Source organism: Paenibacillus sp. NPDC057934 (assembly GCF_042887565.1).
Lineage (GTDB): Bacteria > Bacillota > Bacilli > Paenibacillales > Paenibacillaceae > Paenibacillus_AQ.
The window spans coordinates 109,151-135,813 of sequence record NZ_JBHVPB010000002.1; the positions used below are offsets into that span (position 1 = coordinate 109,151).

Consider the following 26,663-nt stretch of genomic DNA (forward strand, 5'->3'; position numbering starts at 1 on the left):
GTAAATGTTGACGAGAGCGGTGGATCAGCGTTGAACGTGGCCGGTAAGTCCCCTGGGTGGTCATATCCTTGTTAAGTAGACAGATGAAAAAACTACGAAGCCAGCGCGTGCCGATATTCAATTGGTGCGCGCTGTTTGAGTTTGCCTGGAATCACTATACAGGCTTTAAAGAAAGCCAGTTTAAAGTTAAAAGAATATAATTTGCTGCAAAAAAATAACGATTTTGGGGAGCCGGGCACTGAGATTACTAGTGGTAACTCGGAATCCAACCCATTAATAAACCACAACAAAAATTAATTCCCCCTCATTTTTGCTTCTTTATGAATGCGCTATCATAAAAATATGAACCGCAGACGAGTAAAGCGTGAGGTGAGAACAGGTGGGAAGCATTTCTTTTAATCATGTCTTCAAACGCTACAAAGGCGAATCCCGCCCTGCTGTAAATGACTTTCATTTAACGATTGATGAAGGGGAATTCCTTGTATTGGTCGGGCCCTCCGGGTGCGGGAAGTCGACGACGCTGCGCATGCTGGCTGGCCTGGAGGAGATTAGCAGCGGGGAGCTCTATCTGGACGGGAAATTCATCAACTATGTGTCCCCAAAAGATCGGGATATCGCGATGGTGTTTCAGAATTATGCGCTGTATCCGAATCTGTCCGTGCAGGAGAATATCGCACTGGGTCTTAAACTGCGAAAGACGGCCAAGCACGAGATTGATTCCAGGGTCAAGCGGGTAGCGGGAATATTGGAGATCTCGCATCTGCTAGAGCGCAAGCCCAGCCAGCTGTCGGGCGGGCAGAAGCAGCGGGTTGCGCTTGGGCGGGCCATTGCACGGGAACCGCAAGTATTCCTGATGGATGAGCCGCTCTCTAATCTGGATGCGAAGCTAAGGTCACAGACACGGGCAGAATTAATCAAGCTGCAACAGGATTTGAAGCGTACAACCGTTTACGTTACACATGATCAAGTTGAAGCGATGACCATGGGGTCGCGAATCGTGGTTATGAAGGATGGCATCATCCAGCAGGTTGCTCCGCCCAGACAATTGTATGATGAACCGGCTAATGTCTTCGTTGCCGGATTTATCGGTTCTCCACAGATGAATTTTATGAACGGAACGGTTGAAGTGAGTGACGGGAACTACTATTTCTCCAATAAAAGAATGCGTGTACCGCTCTCCGGGGAGAAAGGGCAGCGCTTTCAGCGTTTGGCTGGACTGACGCACAACATTATTCTCGGTATCAGACCAGAACATGTATTGATTAAACGGGGGAGTTATGAAAAGGATGATGATTATATACCTGGTGTAGTGCAAATGACAGAACAGACGGGAGCGGATTCTTATGTGTACGTGGAACTGGGGAAGATCCGGTTGATTGTAAGAACAGCGCCTGAAGTATTGTATGAGCAGGGAGAGTTAGTATCGGTGAACCTGCAGATGAACAAACTTCACTTTTTTGATGAAGCGACGGAATTAGCCATCGGGAGAGATGAGGCATGAGGCTAAAAAAGGTTCCACGGTCCATCCGAATCACTGTGCGGGTGGTAGTGACTGCAGCCATTGTCGTTATCCTGATCCTCTGGGCAACCTCCAAGGAGGAGATCGTCCTCTCCGACCGGGTGTCTGAGGCGCAAATGGTGGATTTCGACCATGGGAGCGGGCCTGCCCCTTATATTCAGTTGATTCATGGTAAGAGCGAGAAGGAACTTAGCTACAAGGAAGAGCGACAGATTATACTGAACGCGCTGACTTCCGGGGAAGCCTCTTCAGATGCGGACGTTAGTGAAATCACCAAAGATGGGGTACGTGCGCTGGCTTGGCAAAATGATCGCGGATCGGTGGATTGGCCTTTTGAGGTAAAGGAAGCCGGCTGGTATGAGCTTCATATCGATTATAAGCCGCTCCCCGGCGACAATAGCTCCGTTGTTCGCGGTGTGATGATTGATGGCAGCTATCCCTTTGCTGAATCGGAACGGATTGAACTGGAACGGCTGTGGAAGGATGCCAAATATCCATACGACCGCAATAACAATGGGATGCAGATTAGACCGCAGCAGATTGAGCTCACAGGGTGGAACAATAAGGCGGTAAGCGATTATACAGCCTCTTCAAGGCCGCTGCTGTACTATCTGGACGCAGGAGAACACAACCTGAGACTCATAGGAGAGCGGGGAGGGGTCGCTATCGGCGGCATTTCGTTCCATTCCAGAAAGCCACTACTGGCGTACGAACATTATATTGCCGCGCAGCCTGAGGCCGGTAAGCAGGAAGATTGGTACAGCATTAGGGAGACCGAGCAGTTCCAGCGCAAGTCCAGTTTATCCATCCAAACCGATCACTGGTCTGAGCCATACGTTTCTCCTGAACCTAAAGGCCGGACCACTTACAACGTGCTTGGAGGAAATCGCTGGAAAAATACCGGTGAGTGGGTGGAATGGGAGATTGAAGCTCCTGCTGACGGCTGGTATGTCATTGACATCAAGGATTACCAGAACTATCGATCTGGTTTCAAAGCCTATCGGACCATTCAAATTGATGGAGAGGTTCCCTTCGAGGAAATGCTGCATTATGCTTTCGACCATCATAAGGAATTTGAAATTAATTCACTTGCTGACAAGCAAGGAGTTCCTTACAAGTTCTATCTAAACCAGGGCAAGCACACCATGCGCATGGTGGCGGACTCCTCCAAGATGCAGCCGATCCTGATGGCCCTGAGGGATACACTGGGGCAGATTGCTGAATTCGATCGTCATATCCGGCTGATTACGGGCAACTACAGTAAGAATGCAGCCGATGCCAACGTGGATTCTACTCGAACCTGGGAGATGAAAAAATATGATCCTGATGTAGAGAAGAAGCTTCAGGCCATTGCAGACCGGCTTGCAGAGATTCGCGAGTATACTAACTTCGTAAATGAGAGCGATTCGGATTTGTCACAGTCCTTGAAATCTTCCATCTCTATTCTGAACCATATGCTCCAGGATGTGAATGAAATCCCTAGTCGGGTTAACGATTTCTCAAGTATCCAGGCCAACATCGGCACCTGGCTAACGACACTGACCCAGCAGCCGTTACTGCTAGATTACATCGTGCTGCGGACGCCGGGTACGAAGACAGGACTCAAGGAACCTACAATGCTGTCCCGTGTGCCTTATACAGTGATGGATTTTGCCCGTTCCTTCTACTTGAACTATGATCAGGACGGCAATCAGGATGACAAGTCGCTGACGATCTGGGTGGGACGTGGACGGGACTATGTCGACCAGCTTCGGGAACTGGTTAGTCAGGACTTCACACCTAGTACGGGTATTGAAGTGAATATCAACCTCATGCCTAACCCCAATATGCTGATTCTAGGAAATGCCGCAGGCGAGGTTCCCGATGTGGCGTTAGGCGTCGCTGAAGCAATGCCGGCCGATTATGCGATGCGGAATGCAGTAGAGGATCTGTCGAAATATCCAGGCTTTGCGGACGTGCAAAAGCGGTTTATTCCCGGCGTTTCCCGGGCGCTGAATTATAACGGAGGGACCTATGGGCTTCCGGAGGTACAGAACTTCCAGTTATTGTTCTATCGTTCCGATATCTTAGAAAGTCTGAAGCTGAAAGTGCCGGATACATGGGAGGATGTATTTGATATCCTGCCTACGCTTCAGGAAAACGGGATGATGATGAATTTCCCTAAAGCGGATTTCTCGACCCTGTTCCTACAAAATGGTGCTGATCCTTATTCCCGTAGCGGACAAAAATCCAATCTGTTCAGCGAAGAGGGACAAAAAGCATTCAAGCTGTGGACAGAAATGTTCACCAAATACAACATGCCGATAGATATCCCGGCTTTCTTCCAGCATTTCCGGGACGGCGACATCCCGATTGGCATCTCGGACTTTAATACGTATGTTCAACTACAGGTGGCTGCACCCGAAATAACAGGGCATTGGAAGGTGGCTCCGCTGCCAGGCATTGCTCAGTCGGACGGTCAGGTGGCCCGCTGGTCTCCTCAAGCACTAACCGCAGGGATGATTATGGAGAAGAGCGATAAGAAGGATGCCGCTTGGGCATTTCTGAAATGGTGGACTTCCGATGAAACACAGCGCAGATACGCCGCTGATATGGAATCGTATTATGGCATTGAATATCGCTGGAACACCGCCAACGTGAATGCTATGAAAGCGCATTCCTGGCCTTCTGAGGATTTGAAGGTGATCCGTGAGCAAACGCGTTGGGCTAAGAACATGCCCAATGTTCCTGGTTATTACTTCCTGGTCCGGGAAATGGATTTCGCCTGGAACAAGACGGTGTTTGACGGAATACCGGCTGACGAGTCGTTGGAAGAGGCGAGCCTATCATTGCAGCGCGAGATGGAGCGGAGGCAGCGGAACTTCGGGATCTCTGGCGCAGACCTGCATATTCCGCAGATCACGAAGCCTTTTGAATGGGAGGATACGAAACCGTGAAGACAGAAGTTGTTCCAGTCATACCGTCACCGGGGGCGGCAAAGCCGCCCTCTCCGGTACTACTCCGGTGGAGAAGATTCGTGAAGCAAATTCGGAAGGATGCGTTCTGCTATCTATTCCTGGCGCCGTTTCTGATCAGCTTTCTGATATTCATCGTTATCCCCGTCATTATGGCAGCTACATTGGGATTTACTTCTTACGACGGATTCGGTAAGCCGCATTTCATCGGATTTGATAATTACATTTCCTTGTTCACACAAGATATTGTGTTTTTGACCAAAGCGCTTCCGAATACTTTCTTGTTCGCTTTGATTGTGGGGCCGGGTGGCTATCTATTGTCCTTCCTGTTCGCTTGGCTGATTCATCAGCTTCCACTGCGTGTGCGGGATTACTATACGCTGGTATTCTATGCCCCTTCAATGGCTGGCGGAGTGGCGTTATCCGTGGTGTGGATCGCTGCTTTCAGTGGAGACCGGGTCGGTTATCTCAATAATTTCCTACTGCAGATGGGCTGGGCCGATGCACCTATTACCTGGCTGCAGAACCCGAAATATTTGCTGAAAGTCATGATTCTCGTATCGCTGTGGATGAGCTTCAGCGTAGGTTTTCTGGCGATGCTGGCTGGCCTGCAGACAGTGAATCGCGAGCTGTATGAAGCTGGACGGATTGACGGAATTTCCAGCCGTCTTCAGGAAGTATTCTATATCACGATTCCGTCCATGAAGCCGCAAATGCTGTTCAGTGCCGTCATGACGATCGTATCCACGTTGAAGGCAGGAGCGATCTCCACTCAATTGACCGGACTTGCGATTACCCCGCAATATTCAGGGCATTTGATTATTAATCATGTGGATGACTATGCCTTTATCCGATTTGAGCTTGGCTATGCCTCGGCTGTATCGGTCATGCTGCTGCTCATCAGTTATTTTGTCATGCGGTTTGCCTATCGTCTGTTTAACTCGAAAGGGGAGCAGTAGCCTATGATCGCAAGACTGCGCAAGCTCCGCCAAGTCTCGCCTTTTCAGGTAGTGCTGGTTACGGTTTTCACTGCATTGGCAGCCTTTATGTCACTGCCGATCATCTTCATATTCAGCCATGCCTTCAAGCCGAAAAATGAGCTGTTTCTGTTCCCGCCACGATTTTTAGTACAGCATCCTACGATTCACAATTTTGAAGTGCTATTGCTGCACGCATCTAACGCGACGGTGCCCTTCACACGCTATTTGTTTAACAGCTTGTTCGTAGTATCGCTGACGCTGTTCAGCGTCATTGTAGTCAGCACGATGGCGGCTTATGTACTGGCGAAGTACAAATTCCATTTCAAGGGACTGATTCTATCTTTGATTACGCTGTCTCTGATGTTTGCTCCGGAGACGGTGTCGATCCCGCGCTACCTCATCATCAACGGATTAGGGCTAAATAATACGTATTTCGGGCATATTCTGCCTTCGCTGGCCTCACCTGTTGCGGTGTTTATGCTGGTCGGTTTTATTTCTCAGATCCCGAACGATTTGATGGAAGCCGCCCGGATAGACGGGGCAAGTCACTTGGGAATCTTCACGCGAATCGTACTGCCGCTCTCTGTCCCGGCGATTGCCACCATTTCAATCCTGACCTTTCAGACCGTGTGGGGAGATGTGGAAACATCGACCTTGTTCATGCAGAAGGAAGCGATGCGAACGCTGCCCTTCTATGTTAACAGCTTGTTAAGCGGCCTGCAGAATAGCGTAGCGGGACAGAATATGGCGGCCGCAGCCGGTCTGCTTATTTTTATACCGAATCTGATCATCTTTCTGCTCTTTCAGCGCAAAGTGCTGGAGACGATGGTCCACTCCGGTATTAAATGATGTCATCAGCAAAGGAAGTCGGAATCATGAAAAAATGGCTATCCATACCCCTATTAGTTTTGATGTTCATTTCATTGCTTCCGTCCACTGCTCTAGCACGGCTCCCCTATATCACGGCTTATTATGACAGCAATCAGTCATCCTGGTTCCGAATTCAGCCGATCTACCGTCCTGCGGAAACGCTTACGATTGAGCTCGGAGACCCGGTAGATATTACGGTTGCCCCCAATGATGAGGTATACGTGGTGGATAAGGAACTGGAACAGGTCATCGTGCTGAATAATGACGGAAAGGTACAAAGAACGATTGGAGCCAGCGAAGGAAGCGGGAAGCTCGCGGCGCCCGAAGGTGTCTTCGTGACAACGGACGGGGACGTATATGTAGCCGATTCCGGCAATCAACGAATTGCCGTGTTTGATTCCGATGGCACTTATCAGCGGGAATATAAGAAGCCGGACACACCACTCCTTGGATCGGATCATTTTGTGCCTGTCAAGCTGGTGGTCGATCGGCGCGGAGTGATGTATATCCAGCTTAACTCCTCCTATCAGGGGCTGGTCCGATTAAGTCCGGAAGGAGAATTCATGGGGCACTTCGGTGCCAACAAGGCCGATCAAAACATGCTCAGCCGGCTGAAGCAGCTTGTGCTGAACAAAGAGCAGCTTGCCCAAGAGAAGCCTGCGCTTCCTAAGCCGATAACGAACGTAGCCATGGATGCTGATGGTTTCATCTATACGGCTACAGCCGGCGGGGAAGGCAAAGGAGCCATTCGCAAGCTGAATGCAGGCGGCGTGGACGGTTTCAAGAACAAAGCGATGTACAATGGCCATGGAATCGTCGATGTTGCGATTGGGCAGGAGGGATTTCTGTATAATATCGATCTGGATTCGATGCGTATTAACCTGTACGACCATACCGGAGACGTGCTCTTTGCATTCGGATTCATTGATAAAGAAACCCAGCAATATGGTGTCATCGGATACCCTACCGGCATTGCTGTAGATTCCAAGAACGCCGTCTGGATCTCGGACAGTGGCACGAACATGGTTCATAAGTATGTCCGCACCGAATTCGGAGTGGATGTGCTGCAAGCGTTGGCCTTGTACGCAGGCGGCAAATACGAAGCCAGCAAGCCTTATTGGGAGTCGGTATACGCCCGCAATGACATGTATAATGGCAGCTTTCAGGGGCTTGGAAAGGTCTACTTGCATGAAAATGATCATGCTGATGCACTCAAATTCATGAAGGTCGCCTTTGACACAGACGGTTACTCCAAAGCGTTCTGGCAAATCCGCCTGGAATGGCTGCAACAACATTTTGTGATGCTGGTCATTGGAATCATCAGCGGACTCTTACTGCTGCACTTTGGTGTCCGGGGACTGAGAGCTCTTCGCCGCAAGTACCCTACACCTTCTTCATGGAAGCAACCGCTGCAGGACATTAGAAACTTTGGCTATGTGATGATCCATCCATACGAAGGGTTCTATCGGATCAAGGAGGCCAGAATTGCGCCATGGGTTACGATAGCTCTGTTCTTGTCTGTCATTGCTGTGAAGATCGCCAGGATATACTGGACCGGTTTCCTGTTCAATCCCGTTGAACTTAGGAACGTAAATGCGCTTAGAGAATTGGCATTCTTCATTGTTCCTTGGCTCACTTGGATTATCGCCAACTATCTGGTCTGCAGCATCAAGGATGGCGAGGGCAAGTTCAGAGAGGTCGTTCAAGGCAGTGTGTATGCCTTGTCACCGTATTTATTCATCACCATTCCAGTGCTAATTCTGTCCAATCTGGCCTCTCTTGATGAGGCAGTATTGGTTCATTCGCTCGATACATTAGCGACGCTATGGATGTTGGCCATGTTCTTTGTTATGACCCAGGTCATTCATAATTTCGACTTTTTGGAGACGTTCAAAAACTCGGCGATATCCGTCTTTGCCATCGTTACCATCTGGTTGTTTGGCTTTATCGTTTTCGGATTGTCGTATAATCTCTACGACTTTTTCTATGAGCTGTACAAAGAGGTGAACTTCTATCATTAATCTAGCGAAATCACTATTCCTCAAGATCAGGTGGATTGCTGTTGCCGTATTCGTACTGGGACTTTTGGTTCTGTTCTTCTTACGGCCCTGGGAGTTGACGACAGAAGCCAGCTTCGCCAAAACCGGCATGACGATGCCGAAGGTTTCCGAGAGTGTATTGTACGAGGGCGAGGCTTGGAAACCTTCGGTGGGAGTGGATGGTTATGCTCTGGTCAGCGAGAACGACAGCTATGGCTTGTATGTTCGTCCCGATACCACGGAGATTGCTGTCCTTGATAAAACAAGCGGTTATCGCTGGACCAGTAATCCTAGTGATGCGGAGCTGAAACACGAGAACGTCAAGGGTCAATTGCTGGAGCAGTTGAAATCGCCATTTGCCTTGACTCATGTCCGTACGAAGGGAAAGGATCAGACCGTTCGCGAGTCACTGAGCAATGCGGTTAAAGACATGAAGGCGTCGATGATCCGTCAAGGCGATGGGCTGCAGATCTCCTACTTCTTCCCCTCGAAGGGTCTGGGCTTCACAGTGCAATATGAGTTAACGAAGGCAGGTCTGAAAGTAAGGGTACCTTCCAAGGGAATTAAGGAGGAGGGAGAATATGCTCTGTTCAACCTGGATATTCTGCCGTACTTCGGCGCTGCTTCGTCTCAGGATGACGGCTACTTGTTTGTACCCGATGGTCCGGGTGGACTCATTCGTTACGATACCGCACACGCGAAGTTATCCAGAGGTTATATACACCAGGTATACGGCAGCGAAATGACGAATTCCGGGAACTGGACCCGCTCCGGCCAGCGGCGGGAGACTATCGCATATCCCGTATTCGGGCTTAAGAAGAATGATCATGCTTTTGTAGCGATTATGACGGAAGGCGAGGATTCCGCTAATGTAACGGCATTGTCGCCGGGAATGAAATCCTCCTTCTTCAATGTCTTCTCCAGCCAGATCTACAGAGAAGAATATCTCTATCGTATGAGCAGGCTAGCTGCACCGAGTAAGGCTGTTCAGCAAGAAAAATTGGATCGTGACCGTGAAATCGAATATCGCTTCCTGAATGATCAGCAGGCCAACTATTCCGGCATGGCTGCCACTTACCGCGAGTATTTGCAGGAGAAGGGAACTCTGGGCAAAAAGCTGGAACCCGTCGCGCATATTCCACTCTATTTGAAGATTATGGGCGGGAACTATGAGCAGGCATTCGGACAGATTCGATATGTGGCGGCGACTACCTTTGCGCAAGCTGAGAACATTGTCCGCCGGTTGCAGGAGCGGGGAGTACCCTCGCTCCAGACCATTTACTTTGGCTGGACCAATCAGGGTGATTATAACATGGAGAAGCGGTTTCCCATTGAGGAGGCACTTGGCGGGGAGGCAGGCGCCAAATCTTTTGCCACTCATATGAAGGAAAGGGGAGTCGGCGTCAGCTTCTACGAAGATTTCTTATGGATTGACAGCCAATCTTCCTTCTCGCCCAAGCAGGATGCCATACGAGGCATCGACGGAACGGCGTTTGTGGATGGAGACTGGTATGTCGCAAAGCCCATATACACGGCTGTAAGTGCGGCGAATACCATCAGTAAACTGAAGGAAATAGGTGTGGAGGGTATTCACTACAGTGCCATCGGGGAGTTACTCCTCAACGACTATGAGTCTTCCGGTATTCGTACCAGAGATTATACGAAGCAAATCTATACCGAGCTTTTGAATTATACGCGCAAGGAGCTTGGAACAGCCGGAGTGTTCCGGGGCAATGCTTATGTGCTTGGAGCTAGTGATTATATTGACGGCTTGCCCTCAGAGTCCAGCTATGACTTTATGGTTGATGAGACGGTACCCTTCTATCCGATCGTTCTCCACGGCTTCGTTCCCTATACCTTTGAAGAGGGAAATCTCCGCGATGATGAAGAGGTGGAGTTTCTGAAGGCGATTGAATATGGGGCTTTGCCTTCGTTCTTCGTGACCCATGACGATTCCCGTAAACTCAAGAATACGGGGGCGAACTTCTTGTACAGCAGCAGCTTCGGCAAATGGGAAGATCGAATACTGAAGGAATACGAGAACTTCGATGCTTTAAGCAGCTTGTATTCGCAAAAGATCACCTTGCATGAGCGTCTGGCAGATCAGCGGTACGCAACCATGTATGAGGATGGAACAAGGGTAATCGTGGATTACTCCACGAAAAGCTTCAAGGTAGAGAAGGGAGCGGGCACCTATGAGTAAGTTGACCGTGCACAGAAGAGAAGCGCTCCGTTATCATGTGAAGCAATACGGAACCGGGCTAATGTTCATGCTGCCTTGGATCATCGGGTTTCTTATCTTCGTGGCGATTCCGGTTGGCTGGTCGATCTATATGTCGCTGCACAAGGTAGCTGTCGTACCGGGAGGCTTCCAATATACATGGCTAGGGTTTCAGAACTACAAGGACGCCTTTCTGAAGGACAGTGTTTTCCCGATTGAGATGATTACCTATTTTCAGGAAATGGTGCTCATGGTGCCGATCATCGTGATCTTCGCCCTGCTTATCGCATTGCTGCTCAATCAGCAGTTTCCGGGGAGATTTCTCTTTCGTGCGTTGTTCTTCCTGCCTGTAATTTTCGCTACAGGTCAGGTGTTGTCCGAGTTATTTACACAGGGAGCAGGCGACATTCCGTTTCTAGAGCAGTACAATCTGGAGCCGCTTGTTCGTGAGTATGTGGGTGGGGACCTGGCTCTTACCGTGATGGAGGTTCTGGGACGTATCGTCCTGATTCTATGGTATTCCGGTGTACAAATATTAATCTTTATCGCCGGATTTCAGACTATATCACCCTCTATCTATGAAGCCGTGCGAATAGACGGAGCATCACCGTGGGACAGCTTCTGGAAAATTACCCTGCCGTCTAGCCTGCCATTTATCAGTCTAAATATGCTGTACACGATTATCGATCTGTTTACATTCCCGCTTAACCCGGTGCTGGCGCATATCAGGGAGAATATGTTCAAGGTAAATACCGGTTACGGCTATGCCAGTGCGCTGGCCTGGATTTATTTCGCCTTTATCTTTGTATTGATCGGTATTGTGCTGGCATTGTTCAACCGGAGTTTGCGACAGAGGGGGAGAAGGTCATGAGTGATCCTGTTAGAATACGGGGGCTTCAGCAGCGAATCAAGAGCGTCATGTGGAGCCGGAACAGTCAGCGGTTCAAGATGGTCCTGCTTGGCAGGAACCTGTCTGACGGATTGATCGCCAAGCTAATCATCTATATGCTGTTGTCCATTGTGGCGTATCTGTACCTGCAGCCGCTACTGCATATGATTAGCACCATGTTCATGACGGTTAGCGATCTGCTTGATCCCGCCGTAAAGTGGATTCCCAGAGAAATCACATGGGAGAACATGACAAAAGCGATAGAAGGTCTGCAATACCCGCAAGCGTTGTTTAACACAGCGACGATTGCTCTAACCTGTTCGATTGCTCAGGTGCTCGTGTGCTCCATGACCGGCTATGCACTGGCAAGACTGGCAGTACCATTCAAAGGTTTTATCACCGCGATGGTGCTGTTGACCTTCCTCATTCCGCCACAAGTAGTCATCATTCCGCTTTACGTCATCTTCAGTAAATTAGGATTGCTCAACACGATGTTTGTCTTTCTTGTTCCGGCGATCTTCGGCCAAGGGCTTAAGGGAGCATTATTCATCTTAATCTTCAGGCAATTCTTCCGGGCACAGCCGCCCAGTCTGGAGGAAGCAGCGAAGCTGGACGGAGCCTCTGTCATCCGGTTATACGTTCGAATTATGCTTCCGCTTGCTCGTTCAGCTTGTCTGGTTGTTTTTCTGTTCTCCTTCATCTGGTATTGGAACATGTATTACGAGCCGTCTATGTTTCTGGCAAAGGGCTTCACGCCATTGTCGATTCGCCTCGACAATCTGGAGAACGTCCTGAACCCTTCGCTGCTCGGAAATAAGAACAATATTAGCAATCCGGTGACTGAAGGAACGAAGATGGCTGCCGCTTTCCTGATTATTTTTCCGCTCATGCTGATCTTCATGTTCTTGCAGCGCTGGTTTATTACAGGTATCGAGAGAACCGGTATTGTGGAATAAGCCGAAGTGATAGGTCAGATGAAGTGAAAATGAAAGTTCTGGAAAGGGGGAATGCTGGGCAAACGTAGAATGACTGGTACACCCGTCCAGGTTGGCAAGCATAATCATTCAATTTAGGGGAGGAATAGCTTTTGAAAAAGAGAACTGTAGCCTCATCATTATTGGCCGCTGTGTTTATGCTGTCACTTGTATTATCCGGGTGCAGTGGCAGTACCAATACCCAAACTGCGACTAATACACCTGACACGAGCCCGACGGAAGGCGCTGTCAACAACACACCTAAGGTGGAAGAAAAGCATGATCCGGTTACGCTTCAGATCATTTCCTGGAAAGATAGCTACAATGATCTCTATAAAATGTTCGAGGAGAAATATCCGTGGATTACAATCGAACAAATTCCGGTCAATTCTCAGCCGATCATGGAGATTATCGCATCTATGGAGGCGGCGGGTACCCCAGCTGACATTACAGAGATTGACTCCGACCTGATTTCTTTCGAGCAGAGTGGTCTCATTGAAGATCTTAGCCCTTATATTGAGAAGAGTGAAGTGTTCAAAACAACGACATTCCCGGATGGATTCTTCGACACAATGATCTTTAACGGTAAGAAGCTGGCGATTCCAATGGTTGACGTTCCGATGTGGGTGCTAGTGAACAAGGATCTGCTTGCCAAACACGGGGTTAATATGCCGGCCAATGACTGGACCTATGATGATTTCCGCAGTATTGCCAAGAAAGTGACGGACAGCAATGCTGGAGAATACGGAATCACTACGCAAGCAGAGATTCAAATGCGGATGCTATCGACCAAGGCGATTGCCGACGGATATGCAGCCAATCTGCAGTATTTGAATGAAGATTTGACACAAAGCTTGCTGAGTACCCCTGACATTATGAATGAAGTCAAATGGTTCCAGGAACTGGTTACGAAGGATGGTTCCATGCAGTCTAATGCAGATTCCGAAGCAAGCGGTAGTGTAACCAAAGAATTTATCAACGGAAAAACGGGATTCGCCATCGGTGGGGACTGGGTACTCCCGAACCTGAAGGAGAAGGCAACCTTTGAATGGGATGTTCTTCCGTTCCCGAAAGGCAAGGTAAGCCAGCCAGGTTATACGATTTACGGACCATTGTCGCTCTTGGCCGGATCGAAGCATAAGGAAGAAGCCTTCCTGTGGCTGGAGTTCCAGTTCTCTAAGGAAGCCCAGAAGTGGAAGATCGATCAAGGGGCAAATGCTTCGGTTGTTGATGATGAACTGACTGCTTATTATGACCAGGCCGAAATTTGGAAAGACAAGAACATCGAAGCCGTTAAGCTAGCGCGCGAAAATGCGAAGATTCAGCCAGGCCTGACGGTTCCGGGCTGGAGTGATTATAACTGGAATAATATTTTGAATGATATTATTTTCGGTGACCGTGATATTAACGATATTATTCCAGAGACAGAAACGTGGAACAAGAAGACCTTGGAACTACGTGAAAGCCTGAAATAATTTGAAGCAGCAGAGGTATGAAGCCACGAGATGCGTATAAAAGGTAACGGAAAAAGTGACGTCCCTAGTCCAGCGTAAGCAGGCAAGGGACGTTTTTTATTGCCAACAATTTATAAAAGCACTAGATACTTTTGAATTATCTTATATCTGAAAGGATGAACTTAAGATAAGTTTATTAATGTACTTGTAGTTTCAAGTGCCTATATTTTGAAAACGCTACCAATTTAGGGGTGATTCAGAAACTCCACTAGAAGGGAAGGGAAGCAGGATGCCGTCCATTCATCCTTGGAAAGTGAGAATACTGACTTTGGTATGTGTGACGATGATCGTAATATCGGCAGGGTACTTCTTCGATAAGACTTCGAGCACGGGGAGAGTAGATTCTGAAGAATGGATGAAGGATGCGAAGGCTGAAGTGACACTGAAAATGTATTTCGGTGGGGAGAAGAAGGCGGCTACTGATGAAGTGTGGCGAGAGGTCAGTCAATACGTCAAATCAAAGGGGCTGAATGTGAAATTCTCGGTGAACTTCATCCCATGGACGGACTATTCCAGTAAGTTGCTGGCAATGGCTGCGGCAGGCGATCGCTGGGACCTGAATTTTGATTCAGATACTTCTTTCCGGCAGATGGCTGCCCGTGGTTCATATTTGCCGCTGAATACCTTGCTTCCTGAATATGCCCCTCATTTGAATGAACGGTATAAAAGCGATAGAACGCTTCTGTCTACAACACTCGATGGTGATATTGTCGGCTTGCCCTGGGCGATTAAGATGAATCAGCGCCCGTATGCCGTGTGGCGTGCTGATCTGGCAGAACTTGCGGGCATTGCCCCTCCTTTGAATTCCATTCAAACGGTAGAAGAGGTTGACACGCTTCTCCATCAACTCAAGGAAGCTTATCCTGACAGGAAGCTGTCTCTTGTGACAGCTCTGCCTTTTTATATGGTAAGAGAAGAATGGCTGGACCTTGGATTCTATGGGCTGGGATGCTACATAGGAGATCCTGAGATGAAGGTCAGGGCCATTGAACAACAGCCGTTCTATTTGGAGGCCGCGGAGATGAGCAGGCGTTGGAATCAAGCGGATATTCTTAATCCTGATTCTATACTGGGACTTGAGGATAGTGCGAATCAATGGCGGAGCGGGAAGCTGCTCTTTACGATTACATCCCATGAATGGGCGTTGGCTGCAGATCCTGGGTTCATCGATTCGACTTATCGGCAGCAAATATCGCTGCTGTATCCGAAGAAGCGTCAGGTCAACCGCTCTTCGTCCTCTAATGTTATTGCTATTAACCGCAATTCAGAGCACCCGGATTTGGCATTGCGCTTTCTTGATCTGCTCGAGACAGACAGAACCCTCTTCGATCTTGTGATTTATGGAATGGAAGGGAAGACGTATAAGTTAGAAGGAGATACTGTTGGTTATCCGGATAATTTGAATTTTTCGACCAGTAATTATATGGATTGGGGCGGACAATGGGGGTTCTGGAAGCCGCAATTTTTAAGGCCAACCGAGACCTATCCTGGAGATTTCTGGAGAGAAGAAGCTGCATTCGCCAAGCTTCCTCAAAATGTGGATTCACCACTTGGCGGCTTAATGTCTGACTATAAGATTGACAAGGAGCTTGAAAGAAGAGATGAGCTTTATGAAGAACTCGGAAAGGCCATTGAATTTGGCATGGCGGGAAATACAAGCGACGCGGTAGCAAAGTACAGGCAGCGACAAATGGACAATGGACTGGAAACCATCATCGCAGAGGTACAGCGTCAAGTGGATCAATATTTATTGTTCAATCGCTAGGCACTAATCATTGGGGGAGGCCGCATAATGTTCAGTGTGCTGATTGTGGATGATGAATTTGAAATACGTGAAGGGCTGTGCCTGCAGGTGCCTTGGCATGAATATGGAATAAGCTCTGTTACCCAGGCTGCGAATGGAGAAGAAGCGCTGCGCCTGGCTGAGGAATGCCGTCCAGATCTGATTATTACCGATATCAAGATGAGAGGCGTGTCGGGGTTGGATTTACTTCGGCAACTACAGGCGATAGAAGATTATCACTGGAAGGCGATCCTGATCAGCGGATATAACAACTTCAGTTTTGCCAAACAGGCTCTTCATTTAGGCGCGATGGACTACATATTGAAGCCGATCAGTATGACCGAGCTGGATCAAATCGTCCGCAAGTCCATTGAGATCCTTACGATGGAACGAATGGAACAGAAGAGGCTGGCTCATATCAACGACCAGATGCAGTTTGCTCTGCCCAAGCTCCGTGAGGAGCTGCTCCACGAGATTGTGGAGAATGAATATGATCCATGCCGGGAGACACGAATATCCCACCGCCTGAAGACACTGAAGCTGGGCTGGATGCAAGAGATGGGGCTGCAGCTCATGATTGTAGAGGCAGATAATCTGCGGGCTCTTACGAATCGTCATGGCGTTGTTGATGAGAAGAAGCTGATCCTGTTCGGGATTGGCAATGTGGTCAACCAGACGCTCGGTGAGGAGATTGGCGCGACATCCGTGTTGTTTAAAGATAGCCATGAGCGCTGGATAGCGATTATTAGCTATAGCGGCTATGAAGCGACGGAGAGGTGTTTATTGCTGGCAGAAAAGTGTCTGGAGCGAATCAATCAGTTCGTCAAGGCTCACGCCAGTATTGCGCTCAGCCCTCCGGTACATGAGCTGCACCAGTTGCATCGAATGTATTCGCGGTGTGAGGAATATTTGAAGCGGAAGGCCCAGCAAGGAGGCAACCGGCTGTTTATGGAGGAGGGCGAGGAAGAAGAGGGAAGGATCTATGAGAAGCCTTCAATCCGGGAGCCTAAAGCCGTCATTGACCTGGTGAAGTACGGCAACGACGAAGAGATCCGTGTGACGCTATCCGATTTCGAGGATATGGTTCAATCCTGGGGTTCGCTTGATCTCAGGGATGTTCAGCAGCACATCTTCACCTGGCTGATGGAAGTGTACCGCGCAGCCGCAGCAGTAGGCTGGTCTGACCGGTCATGGGAAAGGGACCCTATTGCGCTATGGGATAGGCTGGAGCAGTATGATACGCTGCAATCTTTGCAGGAACAGGTTAAGCAGTGCCTGTTGGCATTGGCTGGCGATTTTCGAAAAATGTCAAACGCTTCAAGTCAGATCGTTCAGGAGGCGGAGCGCATCATTCGTAACCGGTATACGGAGAATCTGTCGCTGCAACTCGTTGCGTCCGCGGTGCATGTTACTCCGGTATGGCTGAGCAATCTGTACAAAAAAGAGAAAGGGCGAACCTTTCTGGAAGAGCTGACTCAGGTGCGGATCAGCAAAGCTAAAGAAATGCTGGGTGAGAGCATGCACAAAATCTATCAAATCTCTTATCATGTCGGCTACAAGGACCCGGTTCATTTCTCGAAGCTATTCAAAAAGCATGTCGGGATAACGCCTAAGGAATACCGGCGGATGAGAGGCATAGTGGATGATTAGGAACTTGCTTAGTTTAACCTCTTCCCTGCGGAATCGGATGATCCTGATCTTCTTCGCGATAACGATAGTTCCGTTTATTCTCTTCTCCGGATATGCGCATACGAAATCTGTCGAGGGGATTAAACAAGCTAATGCGGCTTTCTCCATGAGCTATCTTGAACAGGCTGAGATGAATTTGAGGACCTATTTAAATCACCTGAACGATCAGATCAATAATTTAGTTGGGGACCGGGATTTGCAAAGATTATTGGAACGGCAGCCGCAAAATATAGAAGAGGAGCAGGCGGTTTCTATTGAGCTGCTGAGCATCGTTCACCAGAAAGGGCAGCATCTGGATGCGCTGCGGCTTCGTGTTTTTCCGCTGCATCCGGAGCAGTATCCCACGTATATGAGAGCGCTGGGGGAGGACTCCACGATCCGTACGGAGAACTGGTTTCATCGTGCTTCCAGCAGTTCGGTGCCCTTTTGGCAGTTAACGATGAACAAAGGCCCAGGCCGAACTCCGCTGCTTCTATACATAAAAACCTTTACCAGCTTACACAATCGAACACCGCGCGGCATCGTGGCAGTCGATCTTGCAGATCACTACTTCAATCGTTTCTTTATTCCAACGAAGCGATTGAACGGACAGAAATTTCTGATTATCAATGAGGACGGACAAGTGATTTTTGATTCTGCCAGCAATGAGTGGACTGGAGAGCAGTTTCCTTCTCCAAAGCTGCTGAAGCAGCGCAAACTGTACAGTGAGGGAGTGGATACCTATACCATCCATGATCGCGAGCAATTGGCAGCCTATGTGGGGATGGATACCTTGCCTTGGACCATCATCAGTCTGACACCAATGCGGGAGTTGACGGAGCCCGTAACGAAGCTGAATCGGCTGCTGCTCTTTTTCCTGGTTGCGTATTTGATCTGTTCCGTCTGGGTGCTGGTGTATATCACCCGGAACTTCACCCAGCCGGTCCTGCGGCTTGTACGGCTAATGCGGCGACTGGAGGAAGGGGAATTCCACATGGATATTCCTCATCAGGGGAGGAAGGATGAAATCGGCTGGCTGTTTCGCGGGTTCCACAGCATTGTGCGCACGATTGATGAACTGATCCAGGACTCCGCGCGGTCGGAACGGGTGAAGAAGGAGCTGGAGTTCCAGGTCCTTAGCCATCAGATCAATCCTCATTTTCTCTATAACACACTGGATTCTATCCGCTGGAAGGCGGAGAAGCATGGCCAGAATGATATCGGTGAAATGGTATCTGCGCTTGGCAATTTGCTGCGGCTCAGCCTGAATCAAGGCAAGGATATTACGACCGTTGGACGAGAGATTGAGCAGGTCAAGGCTTATGTCCTGATTGAACAGGCCAGAATCGGTATGCCGCTGCGGGTGTTGTATTTTTTTGAAGAGGAGCTGCTGGATCTGCAATTTATACGCTTGCTCCTACAACCGCTGGTGGAGAATGCTATCCAGCACAGCATACGTGACAACTTCGAGCATGGGAAGGTTGTATTGTCAGGGCGAATTGAAGGGAAGGATTTATTGATCAGCATTGCGGATAACGGCAAGGGCATTCCTCAGTCCGTTCTGGATGACCTGGAGCAGGATTATTCTGAGCAGCGAACGGGAAAGGGTTCCGGAGTCGGACTTCGCAACGTGAATGAACGTCTCAAAATCACCTTTGGAGATCACTATCGGTTGCAGATTGAGACAAGGGAAGACAAGGGAACCCGAATTACGATCAGGCATCCGATTCTGGACGATAATTTCACTGACAAGACTGATGATGCGCAGGAATAACCGCCGTGTTGATTTGCTGATGACCTGAGTGGAGCCTCATCTAATCCCGCTTCGTTGTATCGTAAAGGATACCCTTTTTACGTTATAAAAATAGTAAAGCGGGCGCTTCCCCCCTTATGGGGGAAACGTCCGCTTTACATGTTTGGGTTATAGCTGCTTATTTCTGCAGATTTAAGCCTAAGGAAAATTCTATTGCTGGAGTTCTTTCTCCAGCGCCGTTCCCATTTCGCGGGAGCGTTCAGCGCAGCGGTTCACCGCAGCGATGACGGTCTCGAAGAAATCACCGCGCTCTAGCTCTTCAAGCGCCGCCTGGGTGGAACCGTTCGGCGAGGTAACCTTCTTGCGCAGGGCCGCCGGTTCTTCACCGGTCTGCTGCACCATCCGAGCTGCGCCGAGTACGGTCTGTACCGTCAGCTCCGCACTCTGCTCGGAGGATAGCCCGCCACGGATACCGGCGGCGATCATGGCCTCCATCATGTAATAGATGTAGGCAGGACCGCTGCCGGAGATGCCAGTCAGCGTCTCCATGCGTTCCTCATCAATGACGGTTGTGATGCCCACCGCATCGAAGATGTTAAGTGCCAGACGGCGGCTGTCTTCATCCACTTCTTTGGAGAAGGCCAGGCCGGTTGCGCCAAGCCCGATGGAGCTGGAAGTGTTGGGCATCGAGCGGACAACAGGCTGCGGAGTGCCCAGCAGCCCTTGCATCGTGCGGATGGACATTCCGGCAATCACCGAGATGACCAATTGGCCGGGAGAGAGCAGCGGTCCCAGATGGCGCAAGGCCTCTGCGGTATCCTTTGGTTTCATAGCCAGCACAATCACGGGAGCGCTGCGTAGATACCCGTTTTTTTGCTCAGGGTCATTCGACCCCTGAATGCCGTAGCGGGCCCGAAGTTCAGCCAGACGTTCGTTGCTGCTGCGGTTCAGCATGATGATATTTTGCGAAGATACCACATTGCGGTTAATCAAGCCGCGGACAATGGCTTCAGCCATGGAGCCCGCACCGTAGAACACGATCTCATGATTAAGCAATGGAATGGATTGCTGTTGACACATAAGGTTAACGCCCCTTTTAAAAATGAATTTAGCCCCGGATCTGACCGTTGCCGTATACTTTATATTTTGTGGATGTAAGCGCTGGGAGTCCCATAGGACCACGGGCGTGCAGCTTCTGCGTGCTGATGCCGATCTCAGCCCCGAACCCGAATTCGAAGCCGTCAGTGAAACGGGTGGAGGCATTATGGTATACGGCAGCCGCGTCGACTTCTTGCAGGAAGCGGGCTACATGGTCGGTAGTTTCGGACACGATACACTCCGAATGTTTAGTTCCGTATCGTTCAATATGCCCCATTGCTTCATCCAAATCCCCGACGATTTTGATGTTCAGAATATAATCGTTATATTCTGTCGCATAGTCTTGCTCCGTTGCTGGAAGCGCCCAAGGCACAAGAGCTACTGTCTCTGGACAGCCGCGCAGTTCTACATTGGCCTCGCGAAAGGCTTCAGCCAGCGCTGGCAGATGGGCCTGTGCGTAATCCCGATTTACAATCAAGGTTTCCATGGAGTTGCAGACGGAAGGACGCTGCGCCTTGGCGTTAAGGCTGATATTAATTGCCATTTCCGGATCTGCATCTGCATCCAGATACGTATGGCAAATCCCGGCACCAGTCTCAATGACAGGTACGGTAGCATTCATTACCACGTTCTGGATCAAAGAGCTGCCGCCGCGCGGGATGATGACATCCAGCAGACCGTTCAGCTTCAGCATTTCATCGACAGAAGCACGGCTAGGGTCTTCGATCAGTTGCAGGGCATTTGGCGGGAGGGCTGTCGTGGCCAGGGCCTTATGTAGCACTTCCACGATCTTTCGGTTGGAGGAAAGGGCGGAAGAGCCGCCGCGCAGCACAACTGCGTTGCCGGTCTTCAGGCAGAGTCCTGCCGCATCCACTGTGACGTTGGGACGGGCTTCATAGATGATGCCGATCACGCCAAGTGGCACGCGGATTTTCTCAACGGACAGGCCGTTCGGCCGTTCAAAGGTCTCCAAGGTATCACCTACTGGGTCAGGTAGTACGGCAATCTGCCGCAGCCCTTCTGCGATTCCCGCAATCCGATGCTCATCCAGTGCCAGCCGATCCAGCATCGATTCTGGGGTACCATTCTGACGTCCGCGCTCCAGATCTTCGGCGTTGGCGGCGATAATCGCAGCGGCTTCATGCTGAAGCGCTGCAGCCATCACGAGCAAGGCTTCATTTTTCTGCTCGGTGGTCAATTTAACTAAGGCCCCTACGGTCTCCTTGGCCAAGGTTACTTTGTTTACAACTTCACTCATCATATTTCCCCCCTGATTATAAATAGTATGAAAAAGACCCTCTTATCTCAGCGTAATCCATTCGTCGCGGTGGATAACCTCCAACCGGTGAACCTCCCCGAGCTTCGGTACAATTTCGCGGCTGGGTAATCCTTGGATGCTGCGAAGCTGGCTGTCGTCATAATTGACAATACCGCGCCCCAGCAGCTGGGCGTCAGGTCCCAGTACCTCTACAACATCACCGGCATGAAAGCTGCCGTCAGTCTGCTTGACCCCGATCGGGAGCAGACTGTGACCGCCGTTAAGTAGAGCCTCAACGGCTCCTGCATCAATATGCAGGGTGCCGAGTGGGGTGGACATGAAGCCCAGCCATTGCTTCTTAACCGGCAGAGAAGAGAGGGTAGTGGCGAAGTAAGTGCCTTTGCCGGTTCCATCGGCCGCAAGCCTTAGATCACCCGGCTCGGCTGCCCTGCCGATGAAGACTGGGACACCGCCACGCGTCGCAATCTTGGCGGCATCGATCTTGGAACGCATGCCCCCAGTACCGACACTGGAGCCAGCTCCTCCTGCGATCGCGTAAATCTCGGGCGTAATCTCATCTACATGATGATATTTCACAGCATCCGGTGTTTTACGCGGATCACCACTATACAGGCCGTCCATATCCGTAAGCACCAGCAGGTGGGAAGCCTTGAGCAGATTGGCGACTAGTGCCGACAGCGTGTCATTGTCGCCGAACTTCAATTCATCGACAGAGACCGTGTCATTCTCATTGAATACAGGCACAGCCCCTTGCCGGAGCAGCTCTTCCACGGTCATGACGGCATTGTTCATGGCTCGGCGGCTGCAAAAGTCAGTCCGGGTGAGCAGGATTTGCGCTGCGATGATACCATGCTTAGTGAAAGCCTCTTGGTAGGCCTGCATAAGCAGCGCCTGACCTACTGCGGCAGCGGCTTGCTTCTCATGCAGCAGCCGCGGGCGCACCGGGTAGCCGATGCTGCGGAACCCGGCGGCTACCGCTCCGGAGGTGACCAGCAGCACCTCCGCACCCCTCTCGCGCAGTCCGGCAATCTCGGCTGCAAAGAAGGCAATGGCGGCGTGGTTCAGGCCGCCCTCCGGTCCGGTCAGCGAGCTGCTGCCGATTTTGACCACTATTCTTGTCGTCACTTTTTGCTTCACTTCCTCAAGGTTAATAAGGATCTTCTGAACTCTGGGTAAATGCAAAAAAGCCCCCATCCTTAGACTTAGCAAAGGACGAAAGCTTGAATTCACTTCCGCGGTACCACCTTCATTGATGAGGGTTCATCCGACTTCATTCTCATAACGGGAGGGTCCGTCCTGCTGCGCGCAGGCCGCTCGGGGGTAGGCTTCAGAACGAAACCGCGGTAAATTCTCTCAGCCTTACGGAATTTACTCTCTGGGCGCGGGTGGACTCGTTCTTACTGGTCCCGTCAGCACGTTTCAGTATTTGTCCTATAGAATAACATGGGAAAGGGCGGTTTGCAAAGGGTGGACGACCTATTTATTTTAGGAGACTAAAGTGTCCTGAAAAAGATGTTTATCCTCGGGGGGAACGGGTAAAATACTTATAATCTGTTACCAGGAGGTGGATGAAACTTGAGTAAAGACAACAATGTCCAACAGGAACAGAACCAATCCGCAAAGGAGTCTGCAGAGATTCAGAGCAATACGTTGCGCGAGTTCATCGAGGACAAGACGGGCAATCCCGGAACCAAAGGACTGGTGGACGAAAGCACTGCACGACTCTCGGATGATCAGAACCGCTTGATTACTCAGCATAATTTACGTAAATAAAGCTGCAGATGTTCTTCTGATAGATGATCAGGGGAAGGAAATCGCAGAGACACTCTATATGGTGAAAAATATGGAGACCAAAGAAGCCGCCGGACAACCTTGCAAGATGTCCGGCGGCTTTTCTCATTTGTAAGGACTCGACAGTGAACGCCGAGTCCATCTCACAGCAGGGGGTAGCATTCTTTGGATAGTATGTTGTTATATTTCTTCATCCGTGAGAGCAGCCACGGTTGTGCGAAACGTCTTCATAAAAGCTTCCGCTGCCTTGGAGAGATAACGCCCGCGGCGGTATGCAAAGACCAGCGTCCGGCTCGGTACAGGCTCAGCCAGCGGTAGGTAGACAGGCACAAATTCACTGCGTGGTGCCCGGGCGATGAAATGAGGCACAAGTGTAACCCCCATGCCTGTAGCCACTAGTGACTGGACGGTCTCCATATTATTGCTCTCAAAAACAATCTTCGGCTCGAACCCCGCCTCTTGGCACAGCTCAATGGTCAGCTTGCGAAAACCCTGGCCTTCCTTCAGTACAATAAAAGGCTCATTCTTCAACTCCTCCAGCGAAGTGCGGACTCCATCCTTGCTGCGGGCTGCGAGAGGGTGATCGGCGGGAACCGCCAAATCAATCCGTTCCTCTCCCAGTACTTCGTAGGCCAGTGCGGGAACCTCTAAAGGGAGGGACAGCAGGCTAAGGTCGGTTTGTCCACCAGCGGTCAGCTTCTCCAGGTTCATGGAGGAGTCCTCAAGCAGCGCAATTTCAATCTCCGGATAGCTTTGCTTGAAGATCGGCAGCACATGCGGGAGCAGATGCGCGCCGGTAATCGGCATACTGCCAACAACGACACGGCCGGAACGCAGCTCCGAGATATCGGACATCTCCTGGCGCAGCAGTTCCACAGCATCGATAATGATCTGGGCCTGCTCCACAAATTTTGCTCCGGCATGGGTCAGCTCGACCGAGCTGGTATTCCGCTGGAAGAGCAGAACCCCAAGCTCCTTTTCCAGCTTGGACAGTTGCTGGCTCAGGGAAGGCTGAGCGATATGCAGCTTCTCTGCTGCCCTTGAGAAATTTCTTTCGGCAGCGATTTGCAGCGCATATTGTAGTTGTCTGAATTCCATATCCTAAAACTCCCCGGTATCAAATCAATTCTCTTATAAGTATAACCTATGACTATAACCTTTAATATAGGAATCATGCTGCCAGCCACGATGACTCTTGCTGATTCCCTCACTTCTTTGGTTATTTCGCTGTGTTCTTTTTGTTTTACGTCCTGAAAATCATTTTAACGTTCCGTTTATATTAGAACGCTTTTAATTGAATGATATAGAAATTAATGAAAATTTTCGGCGAGAAATAGGAATGCCCGGCGTTTTTTCTTTACGTATCCGTTCGATTCGGTTAATACCAAACTTATATTCGGACGGTATCTTATAGATGTGGGAACGATCTCACACCTATAAGCGGAGGTAAGCTATGAGCAATATCAAAGAGATCGCTCTTCTATCGGGTGTATCCAAGTCTACTGTATCCAGAGTGATTTCGGGACATGGTTATACAAGCCAGGAGGCTAAAGACAAGGTTCTGAAGGTGATTCAGGAGCTGCAGTACAAGCCGAATGCGATCGCTAGAGCGATGGTCTTGCAGCGTACGCATAATATCGGGATTCTGATCTACCGCAGGGATTATCCCATCGTATCTCATCCCTTTTACGGTAAAATCATCGACGCCATTCTGGCAACAGCTGCAAGGATGAATTACTCCGTATTTGTAACGACGGACCATGAAATGTCGCTAAGATCCGCCGATTTCATGATGGAGAAACGGGTGGACGGGCTGATCTTGATCAGCCGCCTGGAGCAGAATGTGATCGATCATATTAGTAAATTCGACGTTCCTTATGTAATGGTTAACGGCTCCACGAACGTGGACGGTGTGGTTCATATCGTGAACCGGGATCAGGAAGGGGGGCGGGAGGCTGCCCGGCATTTAACCGGCCTTGGACACCGCAAGATCTTCATGCTGGCCGGTCCGCAGGACCATCGAAGCCATCATTTGCGGCTGGAGGGGTTTCGGGACTATATGCAGGAGCATCACCTGGATTTCTCGGAAGACGCTATTGCCTATCCCTTAGCCTCAACATTCGAAGCAGGCTACAGAGCGATGAGGGAACAGTGGGAGCATTTTAGACAAGGGGCTTACACTGCAGTATTCGGCACTAACGACATGATCGGGCTGGGAGCTATGAAATTTTTGCACGAGCAAGGCCTCAGCGTCCCGGAGCAAGTGGCGGTAATGGGCTTCGATGATATTGATATTTCGTCCATCACGAACCCGCCCTTAACGACCATTCGAGTAGATACCCAGCAAATGGGCCATGTTGCCTGTGTCATGCTGGACAAGCTGATTCGCGAGAATTCTGTGGAAGAGACAGTACTGGAGCTTAAGCCTGAACTGGTGATCAGGCATTCTACATCACACCAGGCCACCTAATGATTGGAAGGAGCAGGACATGTAATGAAGTGGTATTTAAAATCACTGGGTCCAAAGAAAATTATCGAATTTATCGCACTTATCATATTCGTGATCTTTTTCATGGGACCTCTGTTGAACCTGGCCATTCTCGCATTTACAGGGAACTGGAATTACCCGGACATGATTCCTAGGGAATGGTCACTGAAATGGTGGAAGTTTGTTTTCCAACAGGAGGGAGTCTCGCAGTCTATCGCTCTCTCCTTCCTGATCGCTACCATCGTTACTGCCGTATCGATCGTGCTTTGTGTTCCGGCAGCGTATGCCTTTGCCCGGATTCGTTTTCCGCTCAGCAAGTTCTTCCTGTTCTCGTTCCTGCTGACGCATGCCTTTCCCAAAATGGGACTCTACGTCTCCATCGCAGTGCTGTTCTATAAGCTTGGTCTGATGAACACGCTGCTCGGCGTCATTCTGATTCATATCATCAACGTGCTGATGTACATGACCTGGATTCCGACCTCAGCGTTCCGTAATGTCCACACGGCGCAGGAAGAATCGGCCCGCGACGTAGGGGCAAGCCCGTTCAGGGTCTTCCGCAGCATCACGCTGCCGATGGCGATGCCAGGTATTATCGTCGCTTCAATCTTTACCTTTCTAAACTCTCTAGATGAAGCGCAAGGGACTTTCCTCGTCGGCGTACCCAATTTCAGAACGATGCCTGTTGTGATGTATGGCATTATTAGCGATTACCCGGCTTATGCGGGCGCAGTCTTCTCAATTATTCTGACAGCTCCGACGATTATTCTACTGCTGGCGGCCCAGCGTTTTGTCAGCGCGGATGTTCTGTCGAGCGGCTTCCAGATCAAATAAACTGACGTGCAG

General features: G+C 50.0%; 19 protein-coding genes. 15 read left to right on the forward strand and 4 right to left on the reverse strand.

Going from position 1 to position 26,663, the window contains the following annotated elements:
* Positions 1-379: 379 nt before the first annotated feature.
* From ACFVRY_RS05050 to ACFVRY_RS05105, 12 genes are all read left to right on the forward strand, one after another.
* A complete protein-coding gene (locus ACFVRY_RS05050) occupies positions 380-1,501 on the forward strand; it encodes an ABC transporter ATP-binding protein (RefSeq protein WP_387497960.1) in 1,122 nt (373 codons plus the stop codon).
* The gene (locus tag ACFVRY_RS05055) at positions 1,498-4,455 is read left to right on the forward strand and encodes an extracellular solute-binding protein (protein WP_387497962.1); all 2,958 of its coding nucleotides are present in this window, start codon (positions 1,498-1,500) and stop codon (positions 4,453-4,455) included. Before ACFVRY_RS05050 ends, ACFVRY_RS05055 begins: the two co-directional genes overlap by 4 nt.
* The gene (locus ACFVRY_RS05060; RefSeq protein ID WP_387497964.1) at positions 4,452-5,432 is read left to right on the forward strand and encodes a carbohydrate ABC transporter permease; all 981 of its coding nucleotides are present in this window, start codon (positions 4,452-4,454) and stop codon (positions 5,430-5,432) included. Before ACFVRY_RS05055 ends, ACFVRY_RS05060 begins: the two co-directional genes overlap by 4 nt.
* 3 nt (positions 5,433-5,435) lie before the next feature.
* Positions 5,436-6,302 (forward strand): carbohydrate ABC transporter permease, encoded by an 867-nt coding sequence (locus tag ACFVRY_RS05065; protein WP_387497966.1) that lies wholly within the window; start codon positions 5,436-5,438, stop codon positions 6,300-6,302.
* A gap of 26 nt (positions 6,303-6,328) precedes the next feature.
* Positions 6,329-8,344, forward strand: a complete 2,016-nt coding sequence (locus ACFVRY_RS05070) for a YIP1 family protein (protein WP_387497968.1) — start codon at positions 6,329-6,331, stop codon at positions 8,342-8,344.
* Positions 8,345-8,408: 64 nt separating this feature from the next.
* Positions 8,409-10,565 carry a DUF5696 domain-containing protein gene (locus tag ACFVRY_RS05075; RefSeq protein WP_387497970.1) on the forward strand — a complete coding sequence of 719 codons (2,157 nt, stop codon included), beginning with the start codon at positions 8,409-8,411 and terminating at the stop codon, positions 10,563-10,565.
* The gene (locus ACFVRY_RS05080) at positions 10,558-11,454 is read left to right on the forward strand and encodes a carbohydrate ABC transporter permease (protein WP_387497972.1); all 897 of its coding nucleotides are present in this window, start codon (positions 10,558-10,560) and stop codon (positions 11,452-11,454) included. Before ACFVRY_RS05075 ends, ACFVRY_RS05080 begins: the two co-directional genes overlap by 8 nt.
* Positions 11,451-12,428: a carbohydrate ABC transporter permease gene (locus ACFVRY_RS05085; RefSeq protein ID WP_387497974.1), complete on the forward strand. Its 978-nt coding sequence runs from the start codon at positions 11,451-11,453 to the stop codon at positions 12,426-12,428. Before ACFVRY_RS05080 ends, ACFVRY_RS05085 begins: the two co-directional genes overlap by 4 nt.
* A 131-nt stretch (positions 12,429-12,559) precedes the next feature.
* On the forward strand, positions 12,560-13,921 hold the full coding sequence (locus tag ACFVRY_RS05090) for an ABC transporter substrate-binding protein (RefSeq protein WP_387497976.1): 1,362 nt from the start codon (positions 12,560-12,562) through the stop codon (positions 13,919-13,921).
* A 292-nt stretch (positions 13,922-14,213) separates the two neighbouring features.
* Positions 14,214-15,725, forward strand: coding sequence for an extracellular solute-binding protein (locus ACFVRY_RS05095; RefSeq protein WP_387497978.1), 1,512 nt, complete (start codon positions 14,214-14,216; stop codon positions 15,723-15,725).
* A 27-nt stretch (positions 15,726-15,752) separates the two neighbouring features.
* A complete protein-coding gene (locus ACFVRY_RS05100; protein WP_387497980.1) occupies positions 15,753-17,393 on the forward strand; it encodes a response regulator in 1,641 nt (546 codons plus the stop codon).
* Positions 17,386-19,185, forward strand: a complete 1,800-nt coding sequence (locus tag ACFVRY_RS05105; RefSeq protein WP_387497982.1) for a sensor histidine kinase — start codon at positions 17,386-17,388, stop codon at positions 19,183-19,185. The genes ACFVRY_RS05100 and ACFVRY_RS05105 overlap by 8 nt, the downstream gene beginning before the upstream one ends.
* A 189-nt stretch (positions 19,186-19,374) precedes the next feature.
* Here ACFVRY_RS05105 and proC read toward each other — a convergent pair whose 3' ends face one another.
* From proC to proB, 3 genes are read right to left on the reverse strand one after another with little or no spacing between them, the layout of a single operon-like run.
* The gene (gene proC / locus ACFVRY_RS05110; RefSeq protein ID WP_387497984.1) at positions 19,375-20,244 is read right to left on the reverse strand and encodes a pyrroline-5-carboxylate reductase; all 870 of its coding nucleotides are present in this window, start codon (positions 20,242-20,244) and stop codon (positions 19,375-19,377) included.
* Between the two features lie 28 nt (positions 20,245-20,272).
* Entirely contained in the window at positions 20,273-21,520 is a 1,248-nt protein-coding gene (locus ACFVRY_RS05115; protein ID WP_387497986.1) for a glutamate-5-semialdehyde dehydrogenase, read from the reverse strand.
* A gap of 42 nt (positions 21,521-21,562) precedes the next feature.
* Complete coding sequence (gene proB / locus ACFVRY_RS05120) at positions 21,563-22,666, reverse strand: glutamate 5-kinase (protein WP_066365419.1); 1,104 nt, start codon at positions 22,664-22,666, stop codon at positions 21,563-21,565.
* Positions 22,667-23,116: 450 nt separating this feature from the next.
* Between proB and ACFVRY_RS05125 the strand changes: the two genes are divergently transcribed.
* On the forward strand, positions 23,117-23,314 hold the full coding sequence (locus tag ACFVRY_RS05125) for a hypothetical protein (RefSeq protein ID WP_387497988.1): 198 nt from the start codon (positions 23,117-23,119) through the stop codon (positions 23,312-23,314).
* A gap of 198 nt (positions 23,315-23,512) precedes the next feature.
* Here ACFVRY_RS05125 and ACFVRY_RS05130 read toward each other — a convergent pair whose 3' ends face one another.
* Positions 23,513-24,430: a LysR family transcriptional regulator gene (locus ACFVRY_RS05130; RefSeq protein WP_387497990.1), complete on the reverse strand. Its 918-nt coding sequence runs from the start codon at positions 24,428-24,430 to the stop codon at positions 23,513-23,515.
* A 355-nt stretch (positions 24,431-24,785) separates the two neighbouring features.
* On the opposite strand from ACFVRY_RS05130, the gene ACFVRY_RS05135 reads away from it, so the two are divergent.
* Complete coding sequence (locus ACFVRY_RS05135; RefSeq protein ID WP_387497992.1) at positions 24,786-25,802, forward strand: LacI family DNA-binding transcriptional regulator; 1,017 nt, start codon at positions 24,786-24,788, stop codon at positions 25,800-25,802.
* 24 nt (positions 25,803-25,826) lie between these two features.
* Positions 25,827-26,651: an ABC transporter permease gene (locus ACFVRY_RS05140; protein ID WP_387497994.1), complete on the forward strand. Its 825-nt coding sequence runs from the start codon at positions 25,827-25,829 to the stop codon at positions 26,649-26,651.
* Positions 26,652-26,663 lie beyond the last annotated feature (12 nt).